Consider the following 23,466-nt stretch of genomic DNA (forward strand, 5'->3'; position numbering starts at 1 on the left):
TTCCAAAATAGGGCTAGCTTGATGACTGTCAATGGAATGACAGGCATCATCTAAAAACATGGCTCAGGCAAAATCGTCATCAGAAGGCCGCCCGCGTGGGCGGCCACCAGTGCGCACCGACGATGAGACGAAGCGCATTGTCATCGAGGCGGCGCGGCACGCCTTCGCAGTCGATGGCTACGCAGCAACCAGCACCGAAGAACTGGCGCGTGACGCCGGCATCTCCACCAAGACTCTCTATCGGCTGTTTCCGGGCAAGGCAGCGCTGTTCGAAGCGATGTGCGCGGACCGGCTCGATCGGTTGCTCTCCGACGTCAATCTTCAGGCCGACAATCAGGCCGACATCGAGACGAGCCTGGCTGCCGTGCTTGTCGCCTGTGCCGATCTCGCCCTCGATCCCGAGGTCGTGGCACTCCAGCGTATGGTCCTGCAGCAATCGGCCACGTTCCCCGACCTTGCCGCGAATTTCTACAGGGATGGCATCTCCCGTACCGTGGCGGCGCTCGCGGGCTGGCTTCGCGATCAAGTCAAGAAGAAGCGCATCACGCTCGATAACGTCGATGAAGCCGCTGGAATGATGATTGGCATGATGGTGTCGGCGCCGCAGCGCGCGGCGATCTACGCCGGCCTGACACTGCCCTCGCGCAAGGAGATCGAGAGGCGGGCGCAGACATGCGCCGCAATTCTGCTCGACGGTTGTCGCGCCGCGTCGGCCTAGCGGTCCTGATTTGACAATCGGGATCCGTTGGGCTAGATATTTCGCATGCGAAATAACGGAGCCACAGCGAGGCACCATCGGCTGATCTACCTGCTGAGTGTCGCCCATCGCCGGCTGCAGCGCTGGATGGCGGCGCGGCCCGAGAGCGAGGTGACGCCGGCGCAGGCCGGGCTGCTCTTTATCCTCGGCAAGCAGGATGGCGCGCTGATGGGCGAGGCGGGTGCGGCACTCGATCTCGGGCCGGCCGGGATTTCCGGCCTCGTCGACCGCAGCGCTGCGGCGAGGCTGGTCGAGCGGCGGGCTGACCGCGAGGATGGCCGTGCCTTTCGCATCTGGTTGACGCCGAAGGGGCGCACCGCGCTGGCGCAGGCGAAGACTGGCGCGGCCGAGATCAATGCGGCGCTGACGGAGGGATTCACGGCCGCGGAGATCGACATCGTCGCGCGCTGGCTGACGAGCATTCAGGACAAGTTTCCAAGAAGTTCAGACGAACAAAACGGAGCAGACCAATGACCGAGCATGTCCGGATCGAGAATAGCGGCGGAATTCTCACCCTCACGCTGGCGCGTCCCGACAAGAAGAACGCGCTGACCGATGCGATGTACGGCAAGCTCGCCGACACGATCGAATCCGCCGAGCGCGACCCGTCCGCCCGCGTGATCCTGATCCGCGGCGAGGGCGACATGTTCACCGCCGGCAACGACGTCGGCGAGTTCGCGGCCGTCGCGGCCGGCAAGTCCGAAGGCAGCCGCAACGTGGTGCGCTTCATCCAGTCGCTGGCGCGCTGCACCCGGCCGCTGGTCGCGGCCGTGCAGGGCCGTGCCGTCGGCGTCGGCACCACGATGCTGCTGCATTGCGACCTCGTCGTGCTCGCCGACAACGCGCAATTGTCGACGCCGTTCGTCAGCCTCGCGCTGGTGCCGGAAGCCGCCTCCAGCCTGTTGATGCCGGCGCGCATCGGCTATGCCCGCGCCTACGAGATGTTCGCGCTCGGCGAGACCGTGCCGGCCACGGCCGCGCTGGAATGGGGCCTCGCCAACCGCGTGGTGCCGCTGGACAAGCTCGATGCCGAGGCGCTTGCGCTGGCGCAGCGTCTCGTCCGCCAGCCGGCCGGGGCCCTCATCGCCACCAAGCGGCTGATGCGCAACGGCGAGGCGCTGGTCGCGCAGATGCAGGCCGAAGGCGAGCAGTTCGCGCAGCGCCTGCGCACCGCCGAGGCGCGCGAGGCGTTTACGGCGTTTGCGGAGCGCCGCCCGCCGGATTTCACGAAGGTGGCGTGAGCCGGCCGCCCCGGACGGGGCCGGCAACTCCAGGGGCGCTTATCATTTGATATAAACCTTAACGAAACTTTGGCATGTGGCCGTGCAAGATGCCCGCTCTCGCGAGTTGGTCTTTGGGTCCATGTCCATTCTTAAGAAATCGGTAAGCACGCTTCTCCTGGTTCTGATGACGCTGCTGGCGGCCGGCGCGCTGACCAGCACGGCCATCCAGATGGTCGGGGCTTTCGGCCGCTATAGCGACAGTCTGGAGACCGAGCGGCTCGCGAATGCCGACAAGTCGATCTTCCATGGCGTGGTTGCCCTGCGCAGCAATCGCGGCGATGCCCAGAGCGCGCTGCTCGGCGAGGACGATCCGCGCGCCAAGCTCGGTGCCGCCGAGAAGGCGGAGCAGGCCGGTTTCGACGCCATCAGCGCCGCGCTCTCCACCGTCGAATTCGCTAGCCGCGACGAGCTCGCCGGCACGCTGAAGCAGCGCTGGAGTGAGGCCGCACCAAAATTCCAGTTGTTCTACGACGAGGCCAAGCTGCCGCGCGCCGAGCGCAAACTGGAGCGCACCGCACCCTGGTACGATGCGGTCACCAAGGTGATCGAGACCGCCAATCTCGCCTCCACCGCGGTGTCGAACCGCGCCTGGATGAACGATCCTTACATCGCCCGCATGATCCAGGCCCGCCGCCTCGCCTGGCAGGTGCGCGACCGTTACGGCATCCAGTGCTCGACCCTGCGGCCGAACGTCAACGCCAGCAGGCCGCTCGACGACACCCAGAAGCAGACCGTGGCCGGATGGAACGGCGTCGTCACCGCCGGCTGGAGCGGCATGGAGGAGCTGCTGGCTGCGCCTGACGTGCCGGCCGAACTCGTCAACACGGCCAAGGAGGCGAGGGCCAAGACTGACGGCGCCCTCAAGCAGATCGGCGAGCTCACCAAGGGCTTCGACGGCAGCGGCCGGCCCGCGATGCCCGCCTCGGAATGGAACGCATTGTGCCAGTCCCCCTTCGGCTCCATCGTCGCGGTCGCGAGCAAGGCGCTCGACCTGTCGATCGCGCGCGCTGAGGCGGTCCAGGCCAAGGCGTTGACCAATCTCATCGTGCAATCCTTCGCGTTCCTGCTCGCGCTGGCCGTGACCCTCGCCGGCGTGTTCGTGGTGCGCAATCGCCTGATGCGGCCGGTGCGCGCCATCCTCGACGCCATCGCCCGCATCAGCGCCCGCGACTATGCGACGCCGGTGCCGCAATCGCGGCATCCCGACGAGTTCGGCACCATGGCGGCTGCGCTCGAGAGCCTGCGCGAGAGCGCGGCGACCGCGGAGCGGCTCGGCCGGGAATGCGAATCGCAGCAGGCGCTTCAGCTCGCCCGCTCCGGCACCGTCGATGCCGCCTGCCGCAGCTTCGACGATACGGTGCAGGCCGTGATCCAGAGCGTTGCGGCCTCGACGCGCGAGCTCGACGCCACCGCAAGCGGCGTGCGCTCGCTGGTCTCGGAATCGAGCAACCAGACCGCGGCGGTCTCCTCCGCCGCCGAGCAGGCCACCAACAATCTCGAGACCATTGCCGCCGCGACCGAGGAGCTCTCCGCTTCCGTGGGCGAGATCTCCGCGCAAGTGCAGTCGAGCGCGCGCGAGGCCCGCGAGGCCGTGGCCCAGGCCGAGCAGACCAATGCGACGGTCGAGATTCTCGATCAGACGGCCAGCCGCATCGGCGAGGTCGTGAAGATGATCAACGCGATCGCCGCCCAGACCAATCTGCTGGCATTGAACGCCACCATCGAAGCCGCGCGCGCGGGCGAGGCCGGCCGCGGCTTCGCCGTGGTCGCGGGCGAGGTCAAGAGCCTCGCGACGCAAACCGCGACCGCGACGGAAGAGATCTCGCGCCAGGTCGAGGAGATCCAGGGCGCCACCGGCCAGGCGGTCGCCGCGATCCGGTCGATCGGCGGGGCCATCGGCGGCATCGACGAGAAGATGACGGCGATTGCCGCCGCGGTCGAAGAGCAGCGCGCGGCGACGACGGAAATCTCACGCAACTTCCAGCAGGCGGCCCAGGGCACCCGCGAGGTCACCGACACGATCGGCAGCGTCGCCAGGCTCAACCAGGAGACCGGCAATGCCGGGACCGTGCTGTCTGAGTCCGTCAAGAAGATGTCGGCGGATGCCGATCGTCTTCGCGTCGCTGTCGAGGGCTTCCTGGGCGCCGTGAAGAGCGCCTGATTTTCGCACTCTTTCCATCGGACGTCGCGCGGGCATTGCCGCAGCCCGGCACTGCGGGTACATCTGTGCCGCCTCGCTCCCGCGAGGGCAGCGACAGACGCAAGACACATCAGGGATGGAGAGTTCGATGCCGGTCACCCCACACAAGGCCCAACGCCCCTATCGCGGCGTGTTCCCGGTCGCGCCCACCATCTTCGACGAGCGCGGCGAGCTCGACCTCGAGGGCCAGCGCCGTTGCATCGATTTCATGATCGATGCCGGCTCGCACGGCATTTGCATCCTCGCCAATTTCTCCGAGCAGTTCGTGCTTACCGATGCCGAGCGCGATACGGTGATGCACACGGTGCTGGAGCATGTGGCCGGCCGGGTTCCCGTGATCGTCACCACCACGCATTTCAGCTCGGCCGTGTGCGCGGCGCGCAGCAAACAGGCCGAGGCGGCCGGCGCCGCCATGGTGATGGTGATGCCGCCCTATCACGGCGCGACCTTCCGCGTCCCCGAGAAAGGCATCGTCGAATTCTTCAAGGTGCTCTCCGGCGCGATCAGTATCCCGATCATGATCCAGGACGCGCCGGTGGCCGGCACGCCGCTGTCGGTCGAGTTACTGGCGCGGCTGTCGCGCGAGTTTGCCAACATCCGCTATTTCAAGATCGAGGTGCCGGGCGCGGCCTCGAAACTCCGCAGCCTGATCGAGGCGGGTGGCAAGGACATCGAAGGCCCCTGGGACGGCGAGGAGGCGATCACGCTGCTCGCCGACCTCGACGCCGGCGCCACCGGCGCCATGACCGGCGGCGGTTATCCCGACGGCATCCGCCAGATCATCGATCCCTATTTCGCCGGAGATCGCGAGAAGGCGAAGGCCGCCTACGAGCGCTGGCTGCCGCTGATCAACTACGAGAACCGCCAATGCGGCCTGATCGCCTGCAAGGCCATGATGCAGGCCGGCGGCGTGATCAAGTCGGAGGCGGTGCGCCATCCGCTGCAGCCGCTGCATCCGGCAACGCGGGCGGGTCTGCTGGAACTGGCCAGGGAGCGCGACGCACTGGCGCTCAGGTGGGGGAAGTAGAGCCACATACCCCGCGGCCGTAGGGTGGGCAAAGCGAAGCGTGCCCACCACCTGTTGCCATCGCGAAAAGTGGTGGGCACGGCGCTCCGCGCCTTTGCCCACCCTACGAACGCTACGCTGGGGGACATAGGTCTCTCCCCGTCATTGCGAGGAGCGAAGCGGCGAAGCAATCCAGACTGTTTCCGCGGAGACAGTCTGGATTGCTTCGCGGAGCTTGTCATCGGGCCGCGCTTCGCGCGGACCCGTTGGCTCGCAATGACGGGGGCGCTCATTTCGCCTGAAGGCGTCGAATTAACGCAATTCCGCCAGTTTCCCATAGCCCGGCGATGGCATATTGTACGCTCGCCAACCGGCTCTGCGGAGAATCCCAAGACATCGCGTAACAAGACATCGCGTAACAAGCCATCGCGCAACAGCTCTTCTTTTGCCACTATCCCGAGCCAGGTTGGTGCAAACCGACAGAACAGGGAGGCAGTGCCATGACGATGAGGCCGGATCCCACCTTTCACGCATCGCCCAAGCTTGCGATGGAGGCGCCTGCGGAGAACTTTGCTTACACCTTGCTGCTCAGTCCGGATTTCTCAAAGCCGGACGCTCTCGCGGTCATCGACGTCAAGCCGGGATCGCCGACCTATAGCCAGATCGTCCACACCGTCACGATGCCCAACAAGGGCGATGAGTTTCATCACTTCGGCTGGAATGCCTGCTCCTCCGCTCTGTCGCCGCTCGCCGGACACGCCTTCATCGAGCGGCGCTATCTCATCATCCCCGGGCTGCGCTCGTCGCGGATCTACGTCATCGACACCAAGCCCGATCCGACCCAAGCCAAGATCCACAAGATCATCGAGCCAGAGGAGGTCTTCAAGAAGACCGGCTACTCGCGGCCGCACACGATCCATTGCGGGCCGGACGGCATTTACGTGAGCACGCTGGGCGGCGGCGGCAAGGACGGCACCAATGGACCTCCGGGTGTCTTCATCATGGATTGCGAGACGTTCGAAGTGCTTGGACGATGGGAGATCGACCGTGGCCCGCAGACGCTGCATTATGATTTCTGGTGGAATCTGCCGCGCGACTACATGGTGACGAGCGAATGGGCGTTGCCGCCGCAGTTCGAGAACGGGATCGTCCCGGAAGATCTGCTTGCGAACAAATATGGCCATCGTCTCCACTTCTGGGACCTTCGCGCCCGCCGCAACGTCCAGACCATCGACCTCGGCGCCAATCATCAGATGGCGCTGGAGGTGCGGCCGGCGCACGATCCGGTTCGCGAGTACGGCTTCGTCGGTGTCGTGGTCGACACCACCAACCTCGAAGCATCGATCTGGACCTGGTGGCGCGAGGACGGAAAATTCCATGCCGAGAAGACGGCGACGATCCCTCCCGAACCCGCCCCCAAGGAGAAGCTGCCGCCGCTGCTGCAGGGATTTGGCGCCGTGCCGCCGCTGGTGACGGACATCGACCTGTCGATGGATGACCGGTTTCTGTATGTCTCGTGCTGGGGGACGGGTGAGATGCGCCAGTACGACGTCAGCGATCCCAGAAAGCCGAAGCTTGCGGGCTCAGTCCACATCGGCGGCATCGCGCGGCGCACGCCCCATCCGAACGGCAAGGCCTTTGCGGCAGGTCCGCAGATGGTCGAGATCAGCCGCGACGGCCGGCGCGTGTACTGGACCAATTCGCTCTATTCCACCTGGGACGACCAGTTCTATCCCGACGGGGTTCCGGGCGTGGAAGTCATGGCGAATGTCGGTCGCAACGGTGGCCTCGAGCTCGACAAGAACTATTTCGTGAGTTTCCCCGACGGATATCGTGCGCACCAGATCAGGCTCGAGGGCGGCGACTGTTCGACGGACTCCTTTTGCTACCCGTCGGTCTAGATGGGACGCATGCGAGCCCGGCTCTTGGCTGGCTGTGGCTCGCGCTTGTTGCGAGCGGTCTCTACCACGGAGTCAATCCCGGAATGGGATGGCCGCTCGCCGTTTCGGCCGGGCTCCTGGACAAGAGCCCGCGCGCGCTCTTCCATGCATTATGGGCTCTGGCGGCCGGGCATCTGCTGGCAACACTTCTGGTGCTGCTGCCGTTCGCCTTCCTGCTCGTGCTGGCCGCGTGGCAGCGCCCGATCCAGATCGTCGCGAGCCTTCTCGTCATCGGCTTTGGCGTCTATCGGCTGATCGACCGGCGTCATCCGCGCACGCTGGCACGAATTCCGCCGACGCAATTGGCGCTCTGGTCATTTGCCGTCGCCATCGCTCACGGCGCCGCCTTGATGCTCGTGCCGATCTATCTCGGGCTCTGCCAGGCCTTCGAGCTCGATGCCGGCCATGAGGCGGCGGGCGCGCTGATGAAGGCAAATCTCGGGATGGCGGTGCTGGTGTCCCTGGTGCACGTTGCCGCCATGGTCGGCGCCGGCGGATGTCTGGCGTGGCTGGTCTACCGTCATCTGGGATTGAGGTTCGTCTCGCGAAGCTGGTTCAACCTGGATGCAGTCTGGGCGACCAGCCTCGTTGTGGTTGGCGCGGTGGCGCTCGCTTTCAATCTTGCGAGCTGGCGCTAAATTAGGCTGAGTATGTCTTTCCAACGTCATTGCGAGCGAAGCGAAGCAATCCAGACTTTCCCTCTGGTAACAGTCTGGATTGCTTCGTCGCTTCGCTCCTCGCAATGACGGGGGAAGTAGTGACTATCTCGCTAACGCCCACTCGCCGATGATGCGGAAGCGCGCCTTCGCGTTGTCTTGCTTGAACAGCGCGATGCGGTCGACCGTCAGCGCGTCGAGCTTCAGCGCCGCAAAACGCTCCCGCAGCATCTGCAGGATCGGCCCGCGCCGTTCCGCATCAAGTCGCCCCGTCAGCGTCATGTGGAAACGGAATTCTTCCATCACATAGGGATAGCCCCAGCGGTCGAGATAGTCGCGCTGCCGCTCGCTGAGCTTCTCCGGCTTGCGCCGGGCGCGATCTTCCGCCGTCAGCGCGGCGCGAAACGGGTCGAACTCGCGAACGCAATCGGCGGCAAGCTGCGGCAGAGCGTCGACCGGCGCGGCCGGAATAACAGCAATGAAGCCGCTGATGGAATCCACAATTGGCGAGATCACGGGATGCGGCCGCGCCTCGGCGGCGAAGGCCGCGCAGGCAGCCTTCAGATCGGCTTCGGTCTTGCCAGGCGACAGCGCCATCGGCGCCTTCAGCGTGGCGTGAAAGCCGTATTTGCGGGGATCGGCGCTGACCTCGCGCCAGTCCGTCGCGACATGCAGCGCTTGTTGCGGAAACGGCAGCTCGTCTCCGGTGTAAGCGTCATAGCCGAGCAGTTCGGCGCCAAAGCGGCAGAGGGCGCTGTCGCTGCCGGCGGCAAAATAGATCGCGTAGCGGGGGAAACCTGTCATTACCTCAGCATAACCAATTCATGCCGCAACGATAGCCTCGCGCGGCGTTGCTGCCGTGGTGAGCAGCCGCGTCGCGTCGGTGAGATGCACGAGCTTGCCGCCTGAGATCACCGCGATCAGCCGGGGCCGCAGCTCCACGCTGTCGTCGACGAGGAGAATGTCAGCGCGGCGTCCCTCCGCGAGCAGGCCGCGATCGGTGAGGCCGGTTGCGTGCGCCGGACCGGCGGAGACCAGATCCCAGGCCTGAGCCAGCGGTACCACGCCATCGGCGGCCAATCGGAACGCGGCGAGCAGCTGCGCCGGATAGTAATAGTCCGACGCCAGCACCGAGCAGAGCCCTTTGGCGATCATGTCGGAGGCCCTGGTCCAGCCGGTGTGGCTGCCGCCGCGCACGACGTTCGGGGCGCCATAGACGATGGCATCGCCGTGGCTGGCCGCAGCCCGCGCCGTTTCCTCGTTGATCGGAAATTCCGCGATCAAGGCGCCGAGCTCGCGAAAGTCCCGGCGCATCGCCGGGCTCGCGTCGTCATGCGAGAGCATCCGCACCTCGGCTGCGCGGGCAAAAGCGGCCAGCCGTGATACCGAAGCCGGCACCTCGGCGGCGCGCGAGACCACACGCTCGACCAGCTTGTCAAAATCCTCGCTCGACAGCCCGGTGCGCTCCACCATGCGGTTGCGCTTGCGCGGCTTGGCCATGTCGGCGACCGTGCCGTCCATGTGATCATTGAAAGCGAACAGGTCGACGCGGCCCTCGCTGAGCCATTGTGCGATCTCGGCCTCGGCATCGAGATTGTAGGTCTCGTGCCGCAGGTGGAAGCGGGTATCGGCGGCGAATTGCGGGCGCTGCCGCTCGATCGCCTCCATCAGGCCGCGCGCATTGTCGGCGCTGCGCAGGCCCGGCTCCCAGGAGCAGGTCGTGGCGTGAAACACGGTGGTGATGCCATTGCTGATCGCCTGGCGGTCGCTGTCGGCGAGCGCAACGTCGATCGGAAAGTCGACGCCGGCGCGCGGCATCATCTGCCGCTCGAAGGCATCGCCATGCAGATCGACGATGCCGGGCAGCACCAGCAGGTTACGGGCATCGAGCGCCAGCCGCGCCCGGCTGCGAGAGGCATCGAGCTCCGCAATGTCCGTTCCGGAGACGAGAAGAGAGGTTTCGGCGAGCTCGGCGCCGATCAAGGCCCGGCCGCCTTCGATGAATATGTCTGTCACGCGACCGCGCTTCGTTTGCTGGCAGGGGAATTGGCGAGTGAGCTTGCCCGTGCTTCGTATGTCGAGAGGAAATCTTCAATCCCGAGCTTGCGGAAATGGGGCAGCGCCTCGCGCAATTTGTCGTGATCCCAGTCCCACCAGGCAAGCTTTGCAAGGCGTCCGGCGATCTCCTCCGAGAACCGCCGCCGCACGATACGAGCTGGATTGCCGGCGACGATGGTGTAGGCCGGCACGTCCTTGGTGACGATCGCGCCGGCGGCGATCACCGCGCCGGTGCCGATGTTGCGGCCCGGCAGCACGATCGCGCCATGGCCGATCCAGACGTCATGGCCGATATGAACGTGATGATGGCGCCGCCAGTCGAAGAACTCGACATCGTCGCTCTCACCCTCGAAATAGGCGCTGGAGCGGTAGGTGAAGTGCGCCTGCGTGGCGCGATGCATCGGATGGTTGCCGGGATTGATCCGGGTCATCGCCGCGATCGAGCAGAATTTTCCGATGGTGGTGTAGGTGATCTGCGCGTCGTTCACGACATAGGAGTAATCGCCCATCGCCACTTCATGCAGGATGGTGCGGGCGCCGACCTCGGTATAGGCGCCGAGCCTGGTCTCGTGCAGCTTGGCCGAGGGATCGACGGTCGGCTGAACCGAAAGAGCTTTGGCGGCCATGTTGCATCCGAAGTGCGAGGGCGGGGCGTTTTTCTTCGAGTGGCTGGATGACGATGTCATGACAACGAGATGACAGGGGATGACGTGCGTAGCATCGCCGCACCGCAGCGCGTGTGTCACACAAGTGTTAAGCACGGGCGTTAGCGGTTGGCTCCAGCTACTCTGGAGCCCCTGTATGCTGGTGGTTGAAGGCCTGACGTGTCGCTTCGGCGCGAAAGCCGCGGTGGACGACGCTTCGTTTCAAGTTTCCCCCGGCGGCTTCGTCGGTGTGATCGGGCGATCCGGCGCCGGCAAGTCGACGTTGCTGCGGGCCATCAATCGCCTCGTGACGCCGACCGGCGGACGCATCCTGTTCGACGGCGTCGACGTCACCTTGCTGCGCGGCAGGGAGCTGCGGCAGTGGCGCGCCCGCTCGGCGATGATCTTCCAGCAGTTCAACCTGGTCGGCCGCCTCGACGTGCTCACCAATGTTCTGATGGGTCGTCTCGCGACGATGCCCGCCTGGCGCTCGCTGTCGCAGGCCTGGCCCGAGCAGGACAAGGCGCTGGCGATGTCGGCGCTCGAGCAGTTCGATATCGCTTCGCTCGCTGCCCAGCGCGCCGACCAGCTCTCCGGCGGCCAGCAGCAGCGCGTCGCGATCGCCCGCGCGCTGGTGCAGCAGCCCGACATCATCCTCGCCGACGAGCCGATCGCCTCGCTCGATCCGCGCAACACCAAGATCGTGATGGATGCGCTTTTGCGCATCAACAAGCATTTCGGCATCACGGTGCTCTGCAATCTGCATTCGCTCGATCTCGCCCGCACCTATTGCGACCGCCTGATCGGCATGGCCGCGGGGCGCGTGGTATTCGACGGCGCGCCGGCCGCGCTGACCGATCACGTCGCGCGCGAGCTCTACGATCTCGAAGCTGCCGACGTCGTGGGTGGCCTGCCTGTCCCGGCGCCCGAGGGCGTGCCGGCGCTCGGAACCGCCGCGGCCGCTTAAAGCGGCGTCGCACCTGTTCAATTGCCAGTTTGCGTCAACCGACCCCAACCGATGAAGAGGGTATCATGATCACTCGCAGATTAATCCTGGCCGGCGCCGCTGTGCTCGCTTTCACCGCCTCCGCCTCGGCCGACGACTGGAAGGCCAAATACCCCGAGCTGACCTTTGCGGTCGTTCCGGCCGAGAACGCGTCGGGCGTCACCGAGCGCTGGGCACCGTTCATGACTTATCTATCGAAAGAACTCGGCGTGAAGGTCACGCTGCGCATCGCCAACGACTATGCCGCGGTGATCGAAGGCCAGCGCGCCGGCAATATCCACATCGCCAGCTACGGCTCGGCCGCGTTCGCGCGTGCCCGCCTGACCGGCGTCAAGTCCGAGGCCTTCGCCAACGACATCAACGCCGACGGCTCGACCGGCTACTACTCCGTGTTCTTCGTCAAGGCAAGCAGCGCCTACAAGAAGATCGACGACCTGAAGGGCAAGAATCTCGGCCTCGTCGACCCGAACTCGACCTCCGGCAACAACGTGCCGCGCTTCGAGCTCGACAAGATGGGCATCCACGATGCCGACGCCTATTTCGGCAAGGTCGTCTTCACCGGCAGCCACGAGAACGCGATGCTGGCGCTGGCGCAGGGCACGGTCGAAGTCGCTGCCAACCAGTGGACCAGCGACGACGATTCCACGCTGGCGCAGATGCTGACCAAGGGCATGCTGAAGAACGCCGACGGCTCGGCGATGAAGAAGGACGATTTCCGCATCGTCCACAAATCCGCGCCGATCATCAACGGCCCCTATGCCTACAATTCCGACCTGCCGGAAGACGCCAAGACGGCCATCGCCAAGGCGTTCTTCGACGCGCCGGCCAAGGACAAGGCCGCGTTCGACCGTCTCTCCGACGGCCAGAAGAAGGGCTTTCATCCCGCCACCACCAAGGACTGGGATGGCACGATCGAGCTGATCAAGTTCGTCGACGCACTGCGTAAGAAGAAGGCGTCCTGAGTCTTCGGGACGATGCACCCTGGGCCGGGTCCCAAAGACCCGGCTCTTTCTTTGACGGGACCTGTTTCGACCTCATGACGACAGCGGTTTCGATCCTCCCCGAGCAGCAGCTCGCAGCGCTCAACGCGGCCTATCGACAGGCGGTTTCGCGCAGGCGGCTTCGTCTCCTGTTGGGAGCGGGCGTGTTTGCCGCCGCGCTGGCTCTCGCCGCGGTCGGCGCCGAAGTGAATTTGCGCACGCTGTTCACCTATTTCGGCAACTTCGTCAGCTATTTCGACCGCATCCTCACGCTCGACAGCGGTCAGCGGGTCTGGACCGATGTCGGCGAGTGGTTCTGGGGCTGGCGCAAATGGCTGAAGATGCTGGCTGAGACGCTGCTGATCTCCTATGTCGGCACGCTGATCGGCGCGACCTTCGCTTTCGCCCTCAACTTCTTAGCGGCCGAGAACACCTCGCCCGCGCCCTGGCTGCGCTTTACCGTGCGGCGCCTGCTCGAATTCGCCCGCACCGTTCCCGGCATCGTCTTCGCGCTGGTCTTCGTCATCGCCTTCGGGCTCGGGCCGATGGCGGGCGTGCTGGCGATTGCGATCCACTCCACCGGCGCGCTCGGAAAACTGTTCTCGGAGATCGTCGAGAATGCCGACATGAAGCCGGTCGAGGGCATCCGCTCGACCGGCGCGAGCTGGCTCTCCTGCATGCGCTTTGCCATCGTGCCACAGGTCACCGCCGGCTACGCCAGCTACGCGCTGCTGCGCTTCGAGATCAATGTCCGCGAAGCCTCCGTCATGGGCTTCGTCGGCGCCGGCGGCATCGGCCAGGAGCTCGTCGTCGCCATCCGCAAGTTCTACTATTCGGACGTCAGCGCCATCCTGCTCACCATCGTCGTCACCGTCTTCATCATCGACATCACCACCGGCTGGCTGCGCGGCCGTCTGTTCGGCAAGGAGGCTCGGACGTGACGCCGCAGGAGGTCGACACCGCGCAGATTCGTGCGCGCTATCCCGATGTGTTCGATCGGCCGGCCTCGGCGCGGCTCGCGGCGCCCGCGATGATCGTCGCGGCACTCGCGATCCTGATTTACGGTCTCGTCGATCTCGATTTCTCGCCGTCGCGCTTCTTCGCCGGCCTCAGCCAGCTCGGCTGGATCAGCCTGATGATGATCCCGCCGGATCCCGGCTCCTCGCTGCCCGTCTATCTGAAGGCGCTCGGGGAGACGCTCTCGATCGCGCTGCTCGGAACCACACTGGCGGCGGTGTTCGCGCTGCCGGTGAGCTTGCTGGCCGCGCGCAACATCGTGCCGTCGAGCATCCTGCGCTTTCCTGTCAGGCGCTTGCTGGATTCGATCCGCGGCGTCGACACGCTGATCTGGGCGCTGGTGTGGATCAACGTCGTCGGCCTCGGCCCGTTCGCCGGCGTGCTCGCCATCGCGGTGTCGGATTTCGGCGCCTTCGGCAAGCTGTTCTCGGAGGCGATCGAGGGCGCCGACCAAAAGCAGGTCGAAGGCATCCGCGCCTCCGGCGGCAGCGCGCTGCACGAGATCCGCTTCGGCCTGCTGCCGCAGGTGCTGCCCGTGATTGCCGGGCAGGTGCTCTATTTCATCGAATCCAACACGCGCTCGGCGACCATCATCGGCATCGTCGGCGCCGGCGGCATCGGCCTCCAGCTCGCCGAGCAGATCCGCGTGCTGGAATGGCAGAAAGTGTCGTTCCTGATCCTGATGATCCTGGTCGCGGTCGCCGCGATCGATTTCATCTCGGGCAAGCTGCGCTTTGCGATTATTGGGCGGCGAGCTGTCGCCTGATCGCAGGTCTCGTAGGGTGGGCAAAGGCGCGTCAGCGCCGTGCCCACGAACTTTCTCCGACCTGGTGAAAAATCGTGGGCACGGCGCAAGTGCGCCTTTGCCCACCCTACGGCTCCGGTGTCGTGGAGAGGGTCCCCTACGACTCCACCAAAAACTCCACCCGCTCCGCCGCAAACCGCGAATGCTTGGTCACCAGCGGCCTGCCCGTGAGATCGTGGTCGGTGGCGTCCACCACCAGGATCGGCCGCCCCAGCGCTAGATCGAGACGTGCCGCATCGGTCGCGTCCACGATGCCCGCGGTGATTCGGGTTGCGCCGCGGCGATAGTCGCGGACGCCGAAATGCTCCAGCAGCTTCGTCATCGAGCGCGTCGCCGCGAACACGGCGCCGGCACCCGGGAACAGGTCCGCCGACAGCCAGGTCGTGGAAACGCAAATCGGCGTACGGTCGGCAAGGCGGATCGCCTCGATCCGCACCAGGGGCGCGCCGGTCTTCAATCCCAGCTCCCGCGCGAGCTCGCGCGTCGCGACGTCATCGGTCGCCTCGATCAACCGGCCATGCGGCTCGCGGCCATCCGCGCCGACGATCTCGGAGAAGCGCGTGCGCGAGCGCAAGGGATAGGCGAGCTTCTGCGCCTCGACATAGGTTCCGCTGCCGCGCTCGGCGCGCACCAGGCCGCGCTCGGCAAGGGCGGCCAGCGCGCGCCGCACGGTGTGGCGATTGACGCGATAGGTTTCGGCGATCTCCATCTCGCCCGGCAATTTGTCGCCGGCCGCAAAGCGGCCGTCGGCGATGCCGCGCTCGATGCCGTCGGCAACGAGGCGCCATAGCGCGACGCCCGACGAGGCTGTGTCCTGCATGCTCATGTCGCGGGAAACCTACTCCAGAAATCACAGCATTGTCACGAAACAGTCATGGCGCGTCCTTATGAAGTTGTCTATTATCATAGACAACTTCGATGCGGCAAGTTCTGTCAAAAGGTTCGGTGGACCAGGTGACCCAGCACAACAACCAGCAAGCCCAGCGCAAGGCCGCAATGGCGGTGCTGGCGCACGCGGAGGCGGGCGAGATCGCCGCTCGCCTCCGCGACTTGGCCTCGGACCTGCCTTTGCCGGACCATCAGGATCTGCGCACGCCGGAGAGCGGCCTCGTCATGCTGCGCGGGCGGGTTGGCGGCGACGGCGCGCCGTTCAATCTCGGCGAAGCCACGGTGTCGCGCGCCGCGGTGCGGCTTGCGAGCGGCGAGGTCGGGTTCGGCTACACGCTCGGCCGCGATAGTGAGAAGGCGCGGTTGATCGCACTGTGCGATGCGCTGGTGCAGTCCCGCGATTTCGGCGGAGCGGTGGAGCGCAACGTTATCGCGCCGTTGCGCGAGCAGCTTATGGTCAGGCGCAAGCAGGCGGCGGAAGCGACCGCTGCGACGAAGGTTGATTTCTACACCATGGTGCGCGGTGAGGGGTGAGATCATGACCACGATTGCGGAACTGCCGCCGGGTTTCGCCGACAAGGTGCTGTCGGCGCAATCGACCTTTCGCTCGGTCATGGACGCCATGGCGCGGCCGGGCTCGGTCCAGCGCATCGTGCCGATGGCCGGGACGCCTGATACGATGATGCGCGGCACCGCCGCGATCGCGCTGACGCTGTTCGACCACGACACGCCGCTCTGGCTCGATGCGCGGATGGCGGAGAGCGCGGACGTGACGACGTGGCTCAAGTTCCACACCGGCGCGCCGGTCGTGCAGGATTCATCGATCGCCTCGTTCGCGCTCATCGGCGAGGGCGGTGCGCTGCCTTCGCTCGAGCGCTTCGCGCTCGGCACGAGCGAGTATCCGGACCGTTCGACGACCGTGATCATCCAGGTCGACAGCCTCGCCTCCGGGCGGAGCTTCGAGCTGCGCGGCCCCGGCATCGATGGGGTCGCCACGCTGCGGGCGTCGATCAAGCCTTTCGACCTGTTCGAGCGCCTGCATATGAACGAAGCGCTGTTTCCGCGCGGCATCGATGTGGTGCTGGTCGCCGATGACGCCGTGGTCGCGATCCCCCGCACCACGCGCGTCGTGAGCAAGGGAAGCTGAAAGCATGTATGTCGCAGTCAAAGGCGGCGAACGCGCCATCGAGAACGCCCATCGCCTGCTCGCGCATAAGCGGCGCGGCGACCAAGACGTTGCGGAAATCTCCCTCGATCAGATCGCGGAGCAGCTCGGCCTTGCCGTCGATCGCGTCATGAGCGAAGGCTCGCTCTATGACCGCGAGCTCGCTTCGCTTGCGATCAAGCAGGCGCGCGGCGATTTGATCGAGGCGATCTTTCTGGTTCGCGCCTTTCGCGCCACGCTGCCGCGTTTCGGTGCCAGCGAGCCCGTCGACACCGGCGCGATGCGGGTGCAGCGGCGGGTGTCGGCGACCTTCAAGGACATTCCCGGCGGGCAGATTCTGGGTCCGACCTTCGATTACACGCACCGCCTGCTCGATCCCTCGCTCGCCGAAGGCTTTGTGCCGGAAGCTCCAGCGATAGCCGAAGCCTCGACTGCGCCGACCCCGCGCGTGACCGACATTCTCGGCCGCGACGGGCTGATCGAATCATCGCCTGAGGCCGCGGACGGCGCCAGCGTCGGCGATCTCACCCGCGAGCCGCTGAATTTCCCCGCGGATCGCGATTTGCGTTTGCAAAATCTTGCGCGCGGTGACGAAGGCTTTCTGCTCGCGATGGGCTATTCCACCCAGCGCGGCTACGGCCGCAACCACCCCTTTGTCGGCGAGATCCGCTTCGGTGAGGTCGAGGTCGACTTTGTCGCGGAAGACGTCGGCTTCGCCGTGCCGCTCGGCGCGATCGAGCTGACCGAGTGCCAGATGGTCAACCAGTTCAAGGGCTCCGCGATCGAGGCGCCGTGCTTCACCCGCGGCTATGGCCTCGCCTTCGGCCAGAGCGAGCGCAAGACCATGTCGATGGCGCTGGTCGATCGCGCGTTGCGCGCCCGTGAGCTCGGCGAGGAGGCGCTTGCCCCCGCGCAGGACGAAGAGTTCGTGATGTCGCATTCGGACAATGTCCAGGCGACCGGCTTCGTCGAGCACCTGAAGCTGCCGCACTATGTCGACTTCCAGTCCGAGCTCGGCCTCTTGCGCAAGCTGCGCCAAGAGTTCTCTAAAGCGTTCGCCGAGGCCAACACGCCCGATGCCATGAAGGAGGCCGCGGAATGAACGCGCCCGCCTACAACTTTGCCTATCTCGACGAGCAGACCAAGCGCATGATCCGCCGCGCGATCCTGAAGGCGATCGCGATCCCCGGCTATCAGGTGCCGTTCGCCAGCCGCGAAATGCCGATGCCCTACGGCTGGGGCACCGGCGGCGTGCAGGTCACCGCCGCGATCCTCGGGCCCCAGGACGTGCTGAAGGTGATCGACCAGGGTTCGGACGACACCACCAACGCGATCTCGATCCGCAAATTCTTCGCCAAGACCGCGGGCGTTGCGACGACCACGGCGACGGACGAGGCAACCGTGATCCAGACCCGCCACCGCATCCCGGAGACGGCGCTGAACGCGAACCAGGTGCTGGTCTACCAGGTGCCGATCCCGGAGCCGTTGCGCTTCCTCGAGCCGCGCGAGACCGAGACCCGGCGCATGCACGCGCTCGCCGAATACGGCCTGATGCATGTGAAGCTCTACGAGGACATCGCCCGCTTCGGCCATATCGCCACCGCCTATGCCTATCCGGTGAAGGTCAATGCGCGCTACGTGATGGACCCGTCGCCGACGCCGAAATTCGACAATCCCAAGATGGACAATAGCCCGGCGCTGCAATTGTTCGGCGCCGGCCGCGAGAAACGCATCTACGCGATCCCGCCCTACACCCAGGTGGTGTCGCTCGATTTCGAGGATCACCCGTTCGAGCCCTACCGCTTCAATGCGCCCTGCGCGCTGTGCGGGGCGGAGAATTCGTATCTCGACGAGATCGTGACCGACGACAAGGGCGGCCGCATGTTCGTCTGCTCGGACACCGATTATTGCGAGGGCCGCCAGGCCGCTGGCCACCACGGCAGCCTCAGTGCCGCGCCGTACAAGGAGAAGGCACAGGAGGCCGCGAATGGCTAATCAGGATTTGCTCGACAACGACGAGCCGCTGCTGGTCGCAACATCCCTCAGCAAATCGTTCGGCCGCATCAATGCCTGCCGCGATGTGTCGTTCTCGCTGTATCCCGGCGAGGTGCTGGCAATCGTCGGCGAATCCGGCTCGGGCAAGTCGACGCTGCTGCAGATGCTGTCGGGCCAGCTCACGCCGACCGCAGGCCACGTGTCGTACCGGATGCGCGACGGCGTCACCCGCGATCTTGCGACGCTGGGCGAAGCCGAACGGCGCTTCCTGTTCCGCACCGACTGGGGTTTCGTGCACCAGGATCCCGCGCAGGGCCTGCGCATGGCGGTCTCCGCCGGCGCCAATGTCGGCGAGCGGCTGATGGCGGTGGGCTGGAATCATTACGGCCGTATCCGCGACACCGCCTCCGACTGGCTCACCCGCGTCGAGATCGACACAGCGCGCATCGACGATGCGCCGCGCACCTATTCCGGCGGCATGCGCCAGCGCCTGCAGATCGCCCGCAACCTCGTCACCGAGCCGCGGCTCGTGTTCATGGACGAGCCGACCGGCGGACTTGACGTCTCGGTGCAGGCGCGCCTGCTCGACCTGTTGCGCAGCCTCGTCGCCGAGCTGAATCTCGCGGTCGTCATCGTCACCCACGATCTCGCGGTGGCGCGCCTCCTGTCGCACCGCGTGATGGTGATGAAAGGCGGCCGCGTCATCGAGACCGGCCTGACCGATCAGGTGCTCGACGATCCGCGCGAGCCCTATACCCAGCTCCTCGTCTCCTCGATCCTGCCGCCATGAACTTTACGATATGAGCCCTCCAATGACCGCCATGATCGACATCACCGACGCCGGCAAGACCTTCACGATGCACCTGCAGGGCGGCATCGAGCTGCCGGTGGTGCGCGGCGTGACCTTCCAGGTCAATCCCGGCGAGTGCGTCGTGCTGTCGGGCCCATCCGGCGCCGGCAAGTCGTCGATCCTGAAGATGATCTTCGGCAATTACCGCTGCGACAGCGGCCGGATCAGCATCCGCCATCGCGGCAAGGTGGTCGATCTCGCCACCGCCGAGCCGCGTCAGGTGCTCAATATCCGCCGTTCCACGATCGGCTATGTCAGCCAGTTCTTGCGGGCCGTGCCGCGGGTTGCGACCATCGACGTCGTCGCGGAGCCGCTGATCGTGAACGGCATGAGCCGGACTGATGCACAGGCGCGCGCCGGCGAATTGCTGCATCGCCTCAACATCCCCGAGCGACTTTGGCAGCTGCCGCCCGCGACCTTCTCCGGCGGCGAGCAGCAGCGCGTCAACATCGCGCGCGGCTTCATCTCGGACCTGCCGATCCTGCTGCTCGACGAGCCGACGGCCTCGCTGGATGCCGCCAATCGCGCCGTGGTGGTCGAGCTGGTCGCTGAAAAGAAACATCAGGGCGTCGCCATGGTCGCCATTGTCCATGACGACGAAATCCGTCATCTGATTGCCGACCGCATCGTCGACGTCACCAGCTTTGCCGCCGCGGCCTGAAGGAATGGGGAAATGAAGAAGGAATCCGTGATCGCCAATGCCAGGATCGTGCTGGCTGACCGGGTGATCGAGCAGGGCTGGCTCGCGCTTGCCGACGGCCGCATTGCGGAGGTCGGCGAGGGGAGGGCGCCCGCGGGCGCCGAGGATGCCGGCGGCGATCTGATCATGCCCGGCCTGATCGAGCTCCACACCGACCATCTCGAAGCGCATTACGTGCCGCGCCCGAAGGTGTTCTGGAATCCGGTCGCCGCCGTCATCTCCTATGACGGCCAGCTTGCGACCTCGGGCATCACCACCGTGTTCGATTCGCTCCGGGTCTGGCGCGAGGACGGCGCCGAGGAGGTCGACGGCCGCGCCGGCGTGCTCGCCGCCGCGATCACCAATGCGCGCGAGGCCAACCTGCTGCGCGCCGATCACTTCCTGCATCTGCGCTGCGAGATCCCGATGCCGAGCGTGGTCGAGGAGGCCAAGGAGCTGATCGACCGTCCCGACGTCAAGCTGATGTCGCTGATGGACCACACGCCGGGCCAGCGCCAGTTCCGCGACGAGGTCAAGCTGCGTGACTATTACCGCGGCAAGGGCGGCGGCAAGACCGATGCCGAGCTCGACGAATTGTTCGCAAAGCGTTTCGAATATCAGAGGCTCTATGCCGCGGCGAACATGCGCGAGATCGTGGCGCTGGCGCATCAGTACAACATTCCGCTGGCGAGCCACGACGACACCACCGAGGAGAACGTCGCGGACGCCGTGCGCGACCGCGTGTCGGTCGCGGAATTCCCGACCACGCTGGAGGCCGCACGCGGCCTGCACCAGGCCGGCATCGATATCCTGATGGGCGCGCCCAACGTCGTGCGCGGCGGCTCGCACTCCGGCAACATCGCCGCGGTCGATCTCGCCCGCGAAGGCCTGCTCGACATCCTGTCGTCGGATTACATCCCGTCGAGCCTTTTGATGGCCGCGCTGCAATTGCCCGAGCATGTGCCCGCGATCAGCCTTCCGGCAGCGGTTCGCACCGTGACGAAAGCGCCCGCCGAGGCGGTCGGCCTCACCGACCGCGGCGAGGTCGCGACCGGCAAGCGCGCCGATTTGATCCGCGTCCATGTCGCAGGCCACGTTCCCGTGGTCCGCAGCGTCTGGCGCGACGGACACCGCGTGGCATGAGCGAGGCCATGACCACGGCCGAGGGCGAGACGGGCGCGATCGGCCCCGGCCGGCTCGTGCTCGTGGTCGGCCCCAGCGGCGCCGGCAAGGATACCTTGCTGCGGTTGGCGCAAGCAGCCTGCAGCGACGATCCCGACATCGTCTTCCCGCGCCGCATCGTGACGCGTGCGTCCTCGGCCGATGAAGACAATATCGCGGTCAGCCCCGACGAATTCCGCCGCGCGCGCGAGCACGGCGACTTCGCCGTGCACTGGGAGGCGCATGGGCATTCCTACGCGCTGCCGCTGGAGATCAACGACGACATCCGCGCGGGCCGCACCATCGTCGTCAACGTCTCGCGCACCGTGATCGAAGCCTTGCGCCGGGCTTATGCCGAGGTCGTGGTGGTCGCGATCACGGCGCCGCCGGACGTACTGACGCAGCGGCTTGCCGCGCGCGCCCGGAAAAGTGACGGCGACATCGCCGAGCGGCTGTCGCGCAGCGTCGACGACGCGTCGGCGCAGGCGGATGTCACCATCCTCAATGCCGGCAGCGCGGATTATCACAGCCGCCAGCTGGTACGCGTGATCAGGAATCAAGGCTGGCAAGACGAGTTGTCGGCGCGATAGAGAGAGTGTGGAATGACGGTGATCGAAACGATCGAACAGCTGGAAGCCATCTACGGCGCCACCAATGACGCCTCGACCGTGAAAGTCGCCGACCACGTCACCCCGCTCTACCGCATCTTCATCGAGAAGGCTCCGTTCGCCGCGCTCGCCACCATCGGCCCCGAGGGCATCGACTGCTCGCCGCGCGGCGATCTGTCTGGCTTCGTCCGCATCCACGACCCCAAGACGCTGATGCTGCCGGACCGCCGCGGCAACAACCGGGTCGATTCCTTGCGCAATATCGTGCGCGACCCGCGCGTGTCGCTGATGTTCCTGATCCCCGGCTCGGGCAATGCGGTGCGGGCCAACGGCCGCGCGCATCTGTCGATCGATCCGGAGCTGCTGGCCTCGTTCAAGGTCGAAGGGAAGGCGCCGCGCAGCGTCATGGTGATGAACGTGGACGAGATCTACTTCCAATGCGCCCGCGCCATCGTTCGCGCCGATCTCTGGAATCCCGACAAGCGCGTCGATCCGAAGACGTTGCCGACGCCGGGGCAGATTCTTGCGGAGATGAGCGACAACAAGGTCGGCGGTGCGGAGTACGACCGGATCTGGCCCGAGCGCGCCGCCGCGACGATGTGGTGAGCCCGCGCTCTCTCGTCAGGCGGTAGCGGCGAGACGGATGGGCGGCTATTTTTCCGCGAGTCCAAAATCGTAGGGTGGGCAAAGGCGCACTTGCGCCGCGCCCACGAATTCTCACCAATCACACGCGAATGGTGGGCACGCTTCGCTTTGCCCACCCTACGGCACTCCCCGAGCTTTGACGAAAGCGCACGCCACGCCCCTAATTAAACGCCATCCCGCCGCTCAGCGCGATGGTCTGTCCGGTCATGTAGGCATTGTCGACCAGCAGCATCACGGCCTTCGCCACCTCATCCGCCGTGCCGAAGCGGCCGAGGGGGATGCGGCCGACGAGCTGGAGCTGGCCGCTCATCATGTCGGTCTCGATCAGCGATGGCGCCACGGCGTTGACGGTGATGCCCTCCTTCACCAGCCGCGCCGCATAGCCGCGCGTCAGGCCCTCCATGCCTGCCTTTGACGCATTGTAGTGCGGGCCGATCGAGCCGGCACCGCGCGCTGCGCCTGAGGAGATGTTGACGATGCGGCCCCATGTCCGCGCGCGCATCGATGGCAGCACCGCCTGCGTGCACAGGAAAGCGGATTTCAGGTTGACCAGGATGGTGCGGTCGAAATCATCCTCGGTCAGATCGTCGACGCCGCGCGTGATCGCAATGCCGGCATTGTTGACCAGGATGTCGATCGGCCCGAGCCCGGCCGTGACACGCTCGACCATATCAGCCACGGCTTCGCGCTGCGAGACGTCGGCGGCGACCACGATGGCGCGGCCGCCCTGCTTGCCGATCTCGCCCGCCAGCTGCTCGGCTTGCCCGATTCTCTCGCGGCAGTTGATCGCAACCGCTGCACCTGCTTCGGCCAACGCACGACAGACAGCTGCGCCAATGCCGCGCGAGCCGCCGGTCACGAGCGCCGTGCGCCCCTTCAGAGCAACCGCCATGCCTGGAACCTCCCAAATCAGGGCCTTGTGAATGCATCGAGCGTAGCATGCCCGCCTTTCGCGCGCGTTGAACTCATCGCGAGATGAATCCGTCTGTCCGTGCTTGCGGCGGGAGAAGCGCCCGAGCGCGCGCGCCATAAATATGGATAGCCATTTCATTGACCAATCCTGCCGATCGCTCGATATTCGAGGCATCGAAAACTGCTCATCGAGCCTGAAGCCGCATTATGA

25 protein-coding genes are annotated in these 23,466 nt (G+C 65.8%); 20 read left to right on the forward strand and 5 right to left on the reverse strand.

From position 1 onward, the window contains the following. Positions 1-109: 109 nt before the first annotated feature. From XI05_RS32125 to XI05_RS32155, 7 genes are all read left to right on the forward strand, one after another. Positions 110-718, forward strand: a complete 609-nt coding sequence (locus XI05_RS32125; protein ID WP_271509416.1) for a TetR/AcrR family transcriptional regulator — start codon at positions 110-112, stop codon at positions 716-718. A gap of 45 nt (positions 719-763) precedes the next feature. Continuing rightward, complete coding sequence (locus XI05_RS32130; protein WP_271509418.1) at positions 764-1,231, forward strand: MarR family winged helix-turn-helix transcriptional regulator; 468 nt, start codon at positions 764-766, stop codon at positions 1,229-1,231. Then, positions 1,228-1,998, forward strand: coding sequence for an enoyl-CoA hydratase (locus XI05_RS32135; protein ID WP_271509419.1), 771 nt, complete (start codon positions 1,228-1,230; stop codon positions 1,996-1,998). The genes XI05_RS32130 and XI05_RS32135 overlap by 4 nt, the downstream gene beginning before the upstream one ends. Before the next feature lie 121 nt (positions 1,999-2,119). Then, positions 2,120-4,201 (forward strand): methyl-accepting chemotaxis protein, encoded by a 2,082-nt coding sequence (locus XI05_RS32140; protein ID WP_271509421.1) that lies wholly within the window; start codon positions 2,120-2,122, stop codon positions 4,199-4,201. A 127-nt stretch (positions 4,202-4,328) separates the two neighbouring features. Then, the gene (locus XI05_RS32145) at positions 4,329-5,267 is read left to right on the forward strand and encodes a dihydrodipicolinate synthase family protein (protein ID WP_271509424.1); all 939 of its coding nucleotides are present in this window, start codon (positions 4,329-4,331) and stop codon (positions 5,265-5,267) included. A gap of 479 nt (positions 5,268-5,746) precedes the next feature. Then, positions 5,747-7,147, forward strand: coding sequence for a selenium-binding protein SBP56-related protein (locus tag XI05_RS32150; protein ID WP_271509426.1), 1,401 nt, complete (start codon positions 5,747-5,749; stop codon positions 7,145-7,147). Positions 7,148-7,230: 83 nt separating this feature from the next. After that, positions 7,231-7,824, forward strand: a complete 594-nt coding sequence (locus tag XI05_RS32155; protein ID WP_271509428.1) for a hypothetical protein — start codon at positions 7,231-7,233, stop codon at positions 7,822-7,824. 123 nt (positions 7,825-7,947) lie between these two features. Here the strand turns inward: XI05_RS32155 and XI05_RS32160 are convergent, their stop codons facing one another. The 3 genes from XI05_RS32160 to XI05_RS32170 are packed head-to-tail and all read right to left on the reverse strand — an operon-like array spanning position 7,948 to position 10,526. Next, positions 7,948-8,646, reverse strand: coding sequence for a DUF1045 domain-containing protein (locus XI05_RS32160; RefSeq protein ID WP_271509430.1), 699 nt, complete (start codon positions 8,644-8,646; stop codon positions 7,948-7,950). An 18-nt stretch (positions 8,647-8,664) separates the two neighbouring features. Further along, positions 8,665-9,858: an alpha-D-ribose 1-methylphosphonate 5-triphosphate diphosphatase gene (locus tag XI05_RS32165; RefSeq protein ID WP_271509432.1), complete on the reverse strand. Its 1,194-nt coding sequence runs from the start codon at positions 9,856-9,858 to the stop codon at positions 8,665-8,667. Then, positions 9,855-10,526 (reverse strand): chloramphenicol acetyltransferase, encoded by a 672-nt coding sequence (locus XI05_RS32170; protein ID WP_271509433.1) that lies wholly within the window; start codon positions 10,524-10,526, stop codon positions 9,855-9,857. The genes XI05_RS32165 and XI05_RS32170 overlap by 4 nt, the downstream gene beginning before the upstream one ends. Before the next feature lie 175 nt (positions 10,527-10,701). Between XI05_RS32170 and phnC the strand changes: the two genes are divergently transcribed. The 4 genes from phnC to phnE (XI05_RS32190) all read left to right on the forward strand — a co-directional run bounded on the left by phnC (position 10,702) and on the right by phnE (XI05_RS32190) (position 14,313). After that, on the forward strand, positions 10,702-11,511 hold the full coding sequence (phnC, locus tag XI05_RS32175) for a phosphonate ABC transporter ATP-binding protein (protein ID WP_271509435.1): 810 nt from the start codon (positions 10,702-10,704) through the stop codon (positions 11,509-11,511). 65 nt (positions 11,512-11,576) lie between these two features. Beyond that, entirely contained in the window at positions 11,577-12,512 is a 936-nt protein-coding gene (phnD, locus tag XI05_RS32180; RefSeq protein WP_271509437.1) for a phosphonate ABC transporter substrate-binding protein, read from the forward strand. A gap of 74 nt (positions 12,513-12,586) precedes the next feature. After that, complete coding sequence (phnE, locus tag XI05_RS32185) at positions 12,587-13,471, forward strand: phosphonate ABC transporter, permease protein PhnE (protein ID WP_271509439.1); 885 nt, start codon at positions 12,587-12,589, stop codon at positions 13,469-13,471. Continuing rightward, positions 13,468-14,313 carry a phosphonate ABC transporter, permease protein PhnE gene (gene phnE, locus XI05_RS32190; protein ID WP_271509445.1) on the forward strand — a complete coding sequence of 282 codons (846 nt, stop codon included), beginning with the start codon at positions 13,468-13,470 and terminating at the stop codon, positions 14,311-14,313. Before phnE (XI05_RS32185) ends, phnE (XI05_RS32190) begins: the two co-directional genes overlap by 4 nt. A gap of 136 nt (positions 14,314-14,449) precedes the next feature. Here the strand turns inward: phnE (XI05_RS32190) and phnF are convergent, their stop codons facing one another. Further along, the gene (gene phnF / locus XI05_RS32195) at positions 14,450-15,178 is read right to left on the reverse strand and encodes a phosphonate metabolism transcriptional regulator PhnF (RefSeq protein WP_172785180.1); all 729 of its coding nucleotides are present in this window, start codon (positions 15,176-15,178) and stop codon (positions 14,450-14,452) included. A 119-nt stretch (positions 15,179-15,297) separates the two neighbouring features. Here phnF and phnG point away from each other — a divergent pair, with 119 nt between their 5' ends. From phnG to XI05_RS32240, 9 genes are read left to right on the forward strand one after another with little or no spacing between them, the layout of a single operon-like run. Beyond that, complete coding sequence (phnG, locus tag XI05_RS32200) at positions 15,298-15,774, forward strand: phosphonate C-P lyase system protein PhnG (RefSeq protein WP_271510065.1); 477 nt, start codon at positions 15,298-15,300, stop codon at positions 15,772-15,774. A 4-nt stretch (positions 15,775-15,778) separates the two neighbouring features. Further along, a complete protein-coding gene (gene phnH / locus XI05_RS32205) occupies positions 15,779-16,387 on the forward strand; it encodes a phosphonate C-P lyase system protein PhnH (protein WP_271509448.1) in 609 nt (202 codons plus the stop codon). A gap of 4 nt (positions 16,388-16,391) precedes the next feature. Continuing rightward, complete coding sequence (locus XI05_RS32210) at positions 16,392-17,507, forward strand: carbon-phosphorus lyase complex subunit PhnI (protein ID WP_271509450.1); 1,116 nt, start codon at positions 16,392-16,394, stop codon at positions 17,505-17,507. Next, the gene (locus XI05_RS32215) at positions 17,504-18,400 is read left to right on the forward strand and encodes an alpha-D-ribose 1-methylphosphonate 5-phosphate C-P-lyase PhnJ (protein ID WP_271509453.1); all 897 of its coding nucleotides are present in this window, start codon (positions 17,504-17,506) and stop codon (positions 18,398-18,400) included. Before XI05_RS32210 ends, XI05_RS32215 begins: the two co-directional genes overlap by 4 nt. Next, the gene (gene phnK / locus XI05_RS32220; protein ID WP_271509455.1) at positions 18,393-19,190 is read left to right on the forward strand and encodes a phosphonate C-P lyase system protein PhnK; all 798 of its coding nucleotides are present in this window, start codon (positions 18,393-18,395) and stop codon (positions 19,188-19,190) included. The genes XI05_RS32215 and phnK overlap by 8 nt, the downstream gene beginning before the upstream one ends. Positions 19,191-19,212: 22 nt before the next feature. Beyond that, complete coding sequence (phnL, locus tag XI05_RS32225) at positions 19,213-19,911, forward strand: phosphonate C-P lyase system protein PhnL (RefSeq protein ID WP_271509457.1); 699 nt, start codon at positions 19,213-19,215, stop codon at positions 19,909-19,911. A gap of 12 nt (positions 19,912-19,923) precedes the next feature. Further along, the gene (locus tag XI05_RS32230; protein WP_271509458.1) at positions 19,924-21,072 is read left to right on the forward strand and encodes an alpha-D-ribose 1-methylphosphonate 5-triphosphate diphosphatase; all 1,149 of its coding nucleotides are present in this window, start codon (positions 19,924-19,926) and stop codon (positions 21,070-21,072) included. Beyond that, a complete protein-coding gene (phnN, locus tag XI05_RS32235) occupies positions 21,069-21,680 on the forward strand; it encodes a phosphonate metabolism protein/1,5-bisphosphokinase (PRPP-forming) PhnN (RefSeq protein WP_271509460.1) in 612 nt (203 codons plus the stop codon). The genes XI05_RS32230 and phnN overlap by 4 nt, the downstream gene beginning before the upstream one ends. A gap of 12 nt (positions 21,681-21,692) precedes the next feature. After that, the gene (locus XI05_RS32240; protein WP_271509462.1) at positions 21,693-22,304 is read left to right on the forward strand and encodes a pyridoxamine 5'-phosphate oxidase family protein; all 612 of its coding nucleotides are present in this window, start codon (positions 21,693-21,695) and stop codon (positions 22,302-22,304) included. 199 nt (positions 22,305-22,503) lie between these two features. Here XI05_RS32240 and XI05_RS32245 read toward each other — a convergent pair whose 3' ends face one another. Beyond that, positions 22,504-23,235 carry an SDR family NAD(P)-dependent oxidoreductase gene (locus XI05_RS32245; RefSeq protein WP_271509464.1) on the reverse strand — a complete coding sequence of 244 codons (732 nt, stop codon included), beginning with the start codon at positions 23,233-23,235 and terminating at the stop codon, positions 22,504-22,506. Positions 23,236-23,466: the final 231 nt, after the last annotated feature.

It is taken from the genome of Bradyrhizobium sp. CCBAU 11357 (genome assembly GCF_028128865.1).
Classification (GTDB): domain Bacteria; phylum Pseudomonadota; class Alphaproteobacteria; order Rhizobiales; family Xanthobacteraceae; genus Bradyrhizobium.

What these genes read in the sequence shown, in the direction of transcription:
- XI05_RS32240 (WP_271509462.1), top strand. Translation starts at nt 21,693, where the DNA reads ATGACGGTGATCGAAACGATCGAACAGCTGGAAGCCATCTACGGCGCC.
- XI05_RS32155 (WP_271509428.1), top strand. Translation starts at nt 7,231, where the DNA reads ATGGGATGGCCGCTCGCCGTTTCGGCCGGGCTCCTGGACAAGAGCCCG.
- XI05_RS32130 (WP_271509418.1), top strand. Translation starts at nt 764, where the DNA reads ATGCGAAATAACGGAGCCACAGCGAGGCACCATCGGCTGATCTACCTG.
- XI05_RS32230 (WP_271509458.1), top strand. Translation starts at nt 19,924, where the DNA reads ATGAAGAAGGAATCCGTGATCGCCAATGCCAGGATCGTGCTGGCTGAC.
- phnH (WP_271509448.1), top strand. Translation starts at nt 15,779, where the DNA reads ATGACCACGATTGCGGAACTGCCGCCGGGTTTCGCCGACAAGGTGCTG.
- phnD (WP_271509437.1), top strand. Translation starts at nt 11,577, where the DNA reads ATGATCACTCGCAGATTAATCCTGGCCGGCGCCGCTGTGCTCGCTTTC.
- XI05_RS32145 (WP_271509424.1), top strand. Translation starts at nt 4,329, where the DNA reads ATGCCGGTCACCCCACACAAGGCCCAACGCCCCTATCGCGGCGTGTTC.
- phnE (WP_271509439.1), top strand. Translation starts at nt 12,587, where the DNA reads ATGACGACAGCGGTTTCGATCCTCCCCGAGCAGCAGCTCGCAGCGCTC.
- phnN (WP_271509460.1), top strand. Translation starts at nt 21,069, where the DNA reads ATGAGCGAGGCCATGACCACGGCCGAGGGCGAGACGGGCGCGATCGGC.
- phnL (WP_271509457.1), top strand. Translation starts at nt 19,213, where the DNA reads ATGACCGCCATGATCGACATCACCGACGCCGGCAAGACCTTCACGATG.
- phnK (WP_271509455.1), top strand. Translation starts at nt 18,393, where the DNA reads ATGGCTAATCAGGATTTGCTCGACAACGACGAGCCGCTGCTGGTCGCA.
- XI05_RS32150 (WP_271509426.1), top strand. Translation starts at nt 5,747, where the DNA reads ATGACGATGAGGCCGGATCCCACCTTTCACGCATCGCCCAAGCTTGCG.
- phnC (WP_271509435.1), top strand. Translation starts at nt 10,702, where the DNA reads ATGCTGGTGGTTGAAGGCCTGACGTGTCGCTTCGGCGCGAAAGCCGCG.
- XI05_RS32140 (WP_271509421.1), top strand. Translation starts at nt 2,120, where the DNA reads ATGTCCATTCTTAAGAAATCGGTAAGCACGCTTCTCCTGGTTCTGATG.
- XI05_RS32215 (WP_271509453.1), top strand. Translation starts at nt 17,504, where the DNA reads ATGAACGCGCCCGCCTACAACTTTGCCTATCTCGACGAGCAGACCAAG.
- XI05_RS32170 (WP_271509433.1), bottom strand. Translation starts at nt 10,526, where the DNA reads ATGGCCGCCAAAGCTCTTTCGGTTCAGCCGACCGTCGATCCCTCGGCC.
- XI05_RS32245 (WP_271509464.1), bottom strand. Translation starts at nt 23,235, where the DNA reads ATGGCGGTTGCTCTGAAGGGGCGCACGGCGCTCGTGACCGGCGGCTCG.
- XI05_RS32160 (WP_271509430.1), bottom strand. Translation starts at nt 8,646, where the DNA reads ATGACAGGTTTCCCCCGCTACGCGATCTATTTTGCCGCCGGCAGCGAC.
- phnF (WP_172785180.1), bottom strand. Translation starts at nt 15,178, where the DNA reads ATGAGCATGCAGGACACAGCCTCGTCGGGCGTCGCGCTATGGCGCCTC.
- XI05_RS32135 (WP_271509419.1), top strand. Translation starts at nt 1,228, where the DNA reads ATGACCGAGCATGTCCGGATCGAGAATAGCGGCGGAATTCTCACCCTC.
- XI05_RS32210 (WP_271509450.1), top strand. Translation starts at nt 16,392, where the DNA reads ATGTATGTCGCAGTCAAAGGCGGCGAACGCGCCATCGAGAACGCCCAT.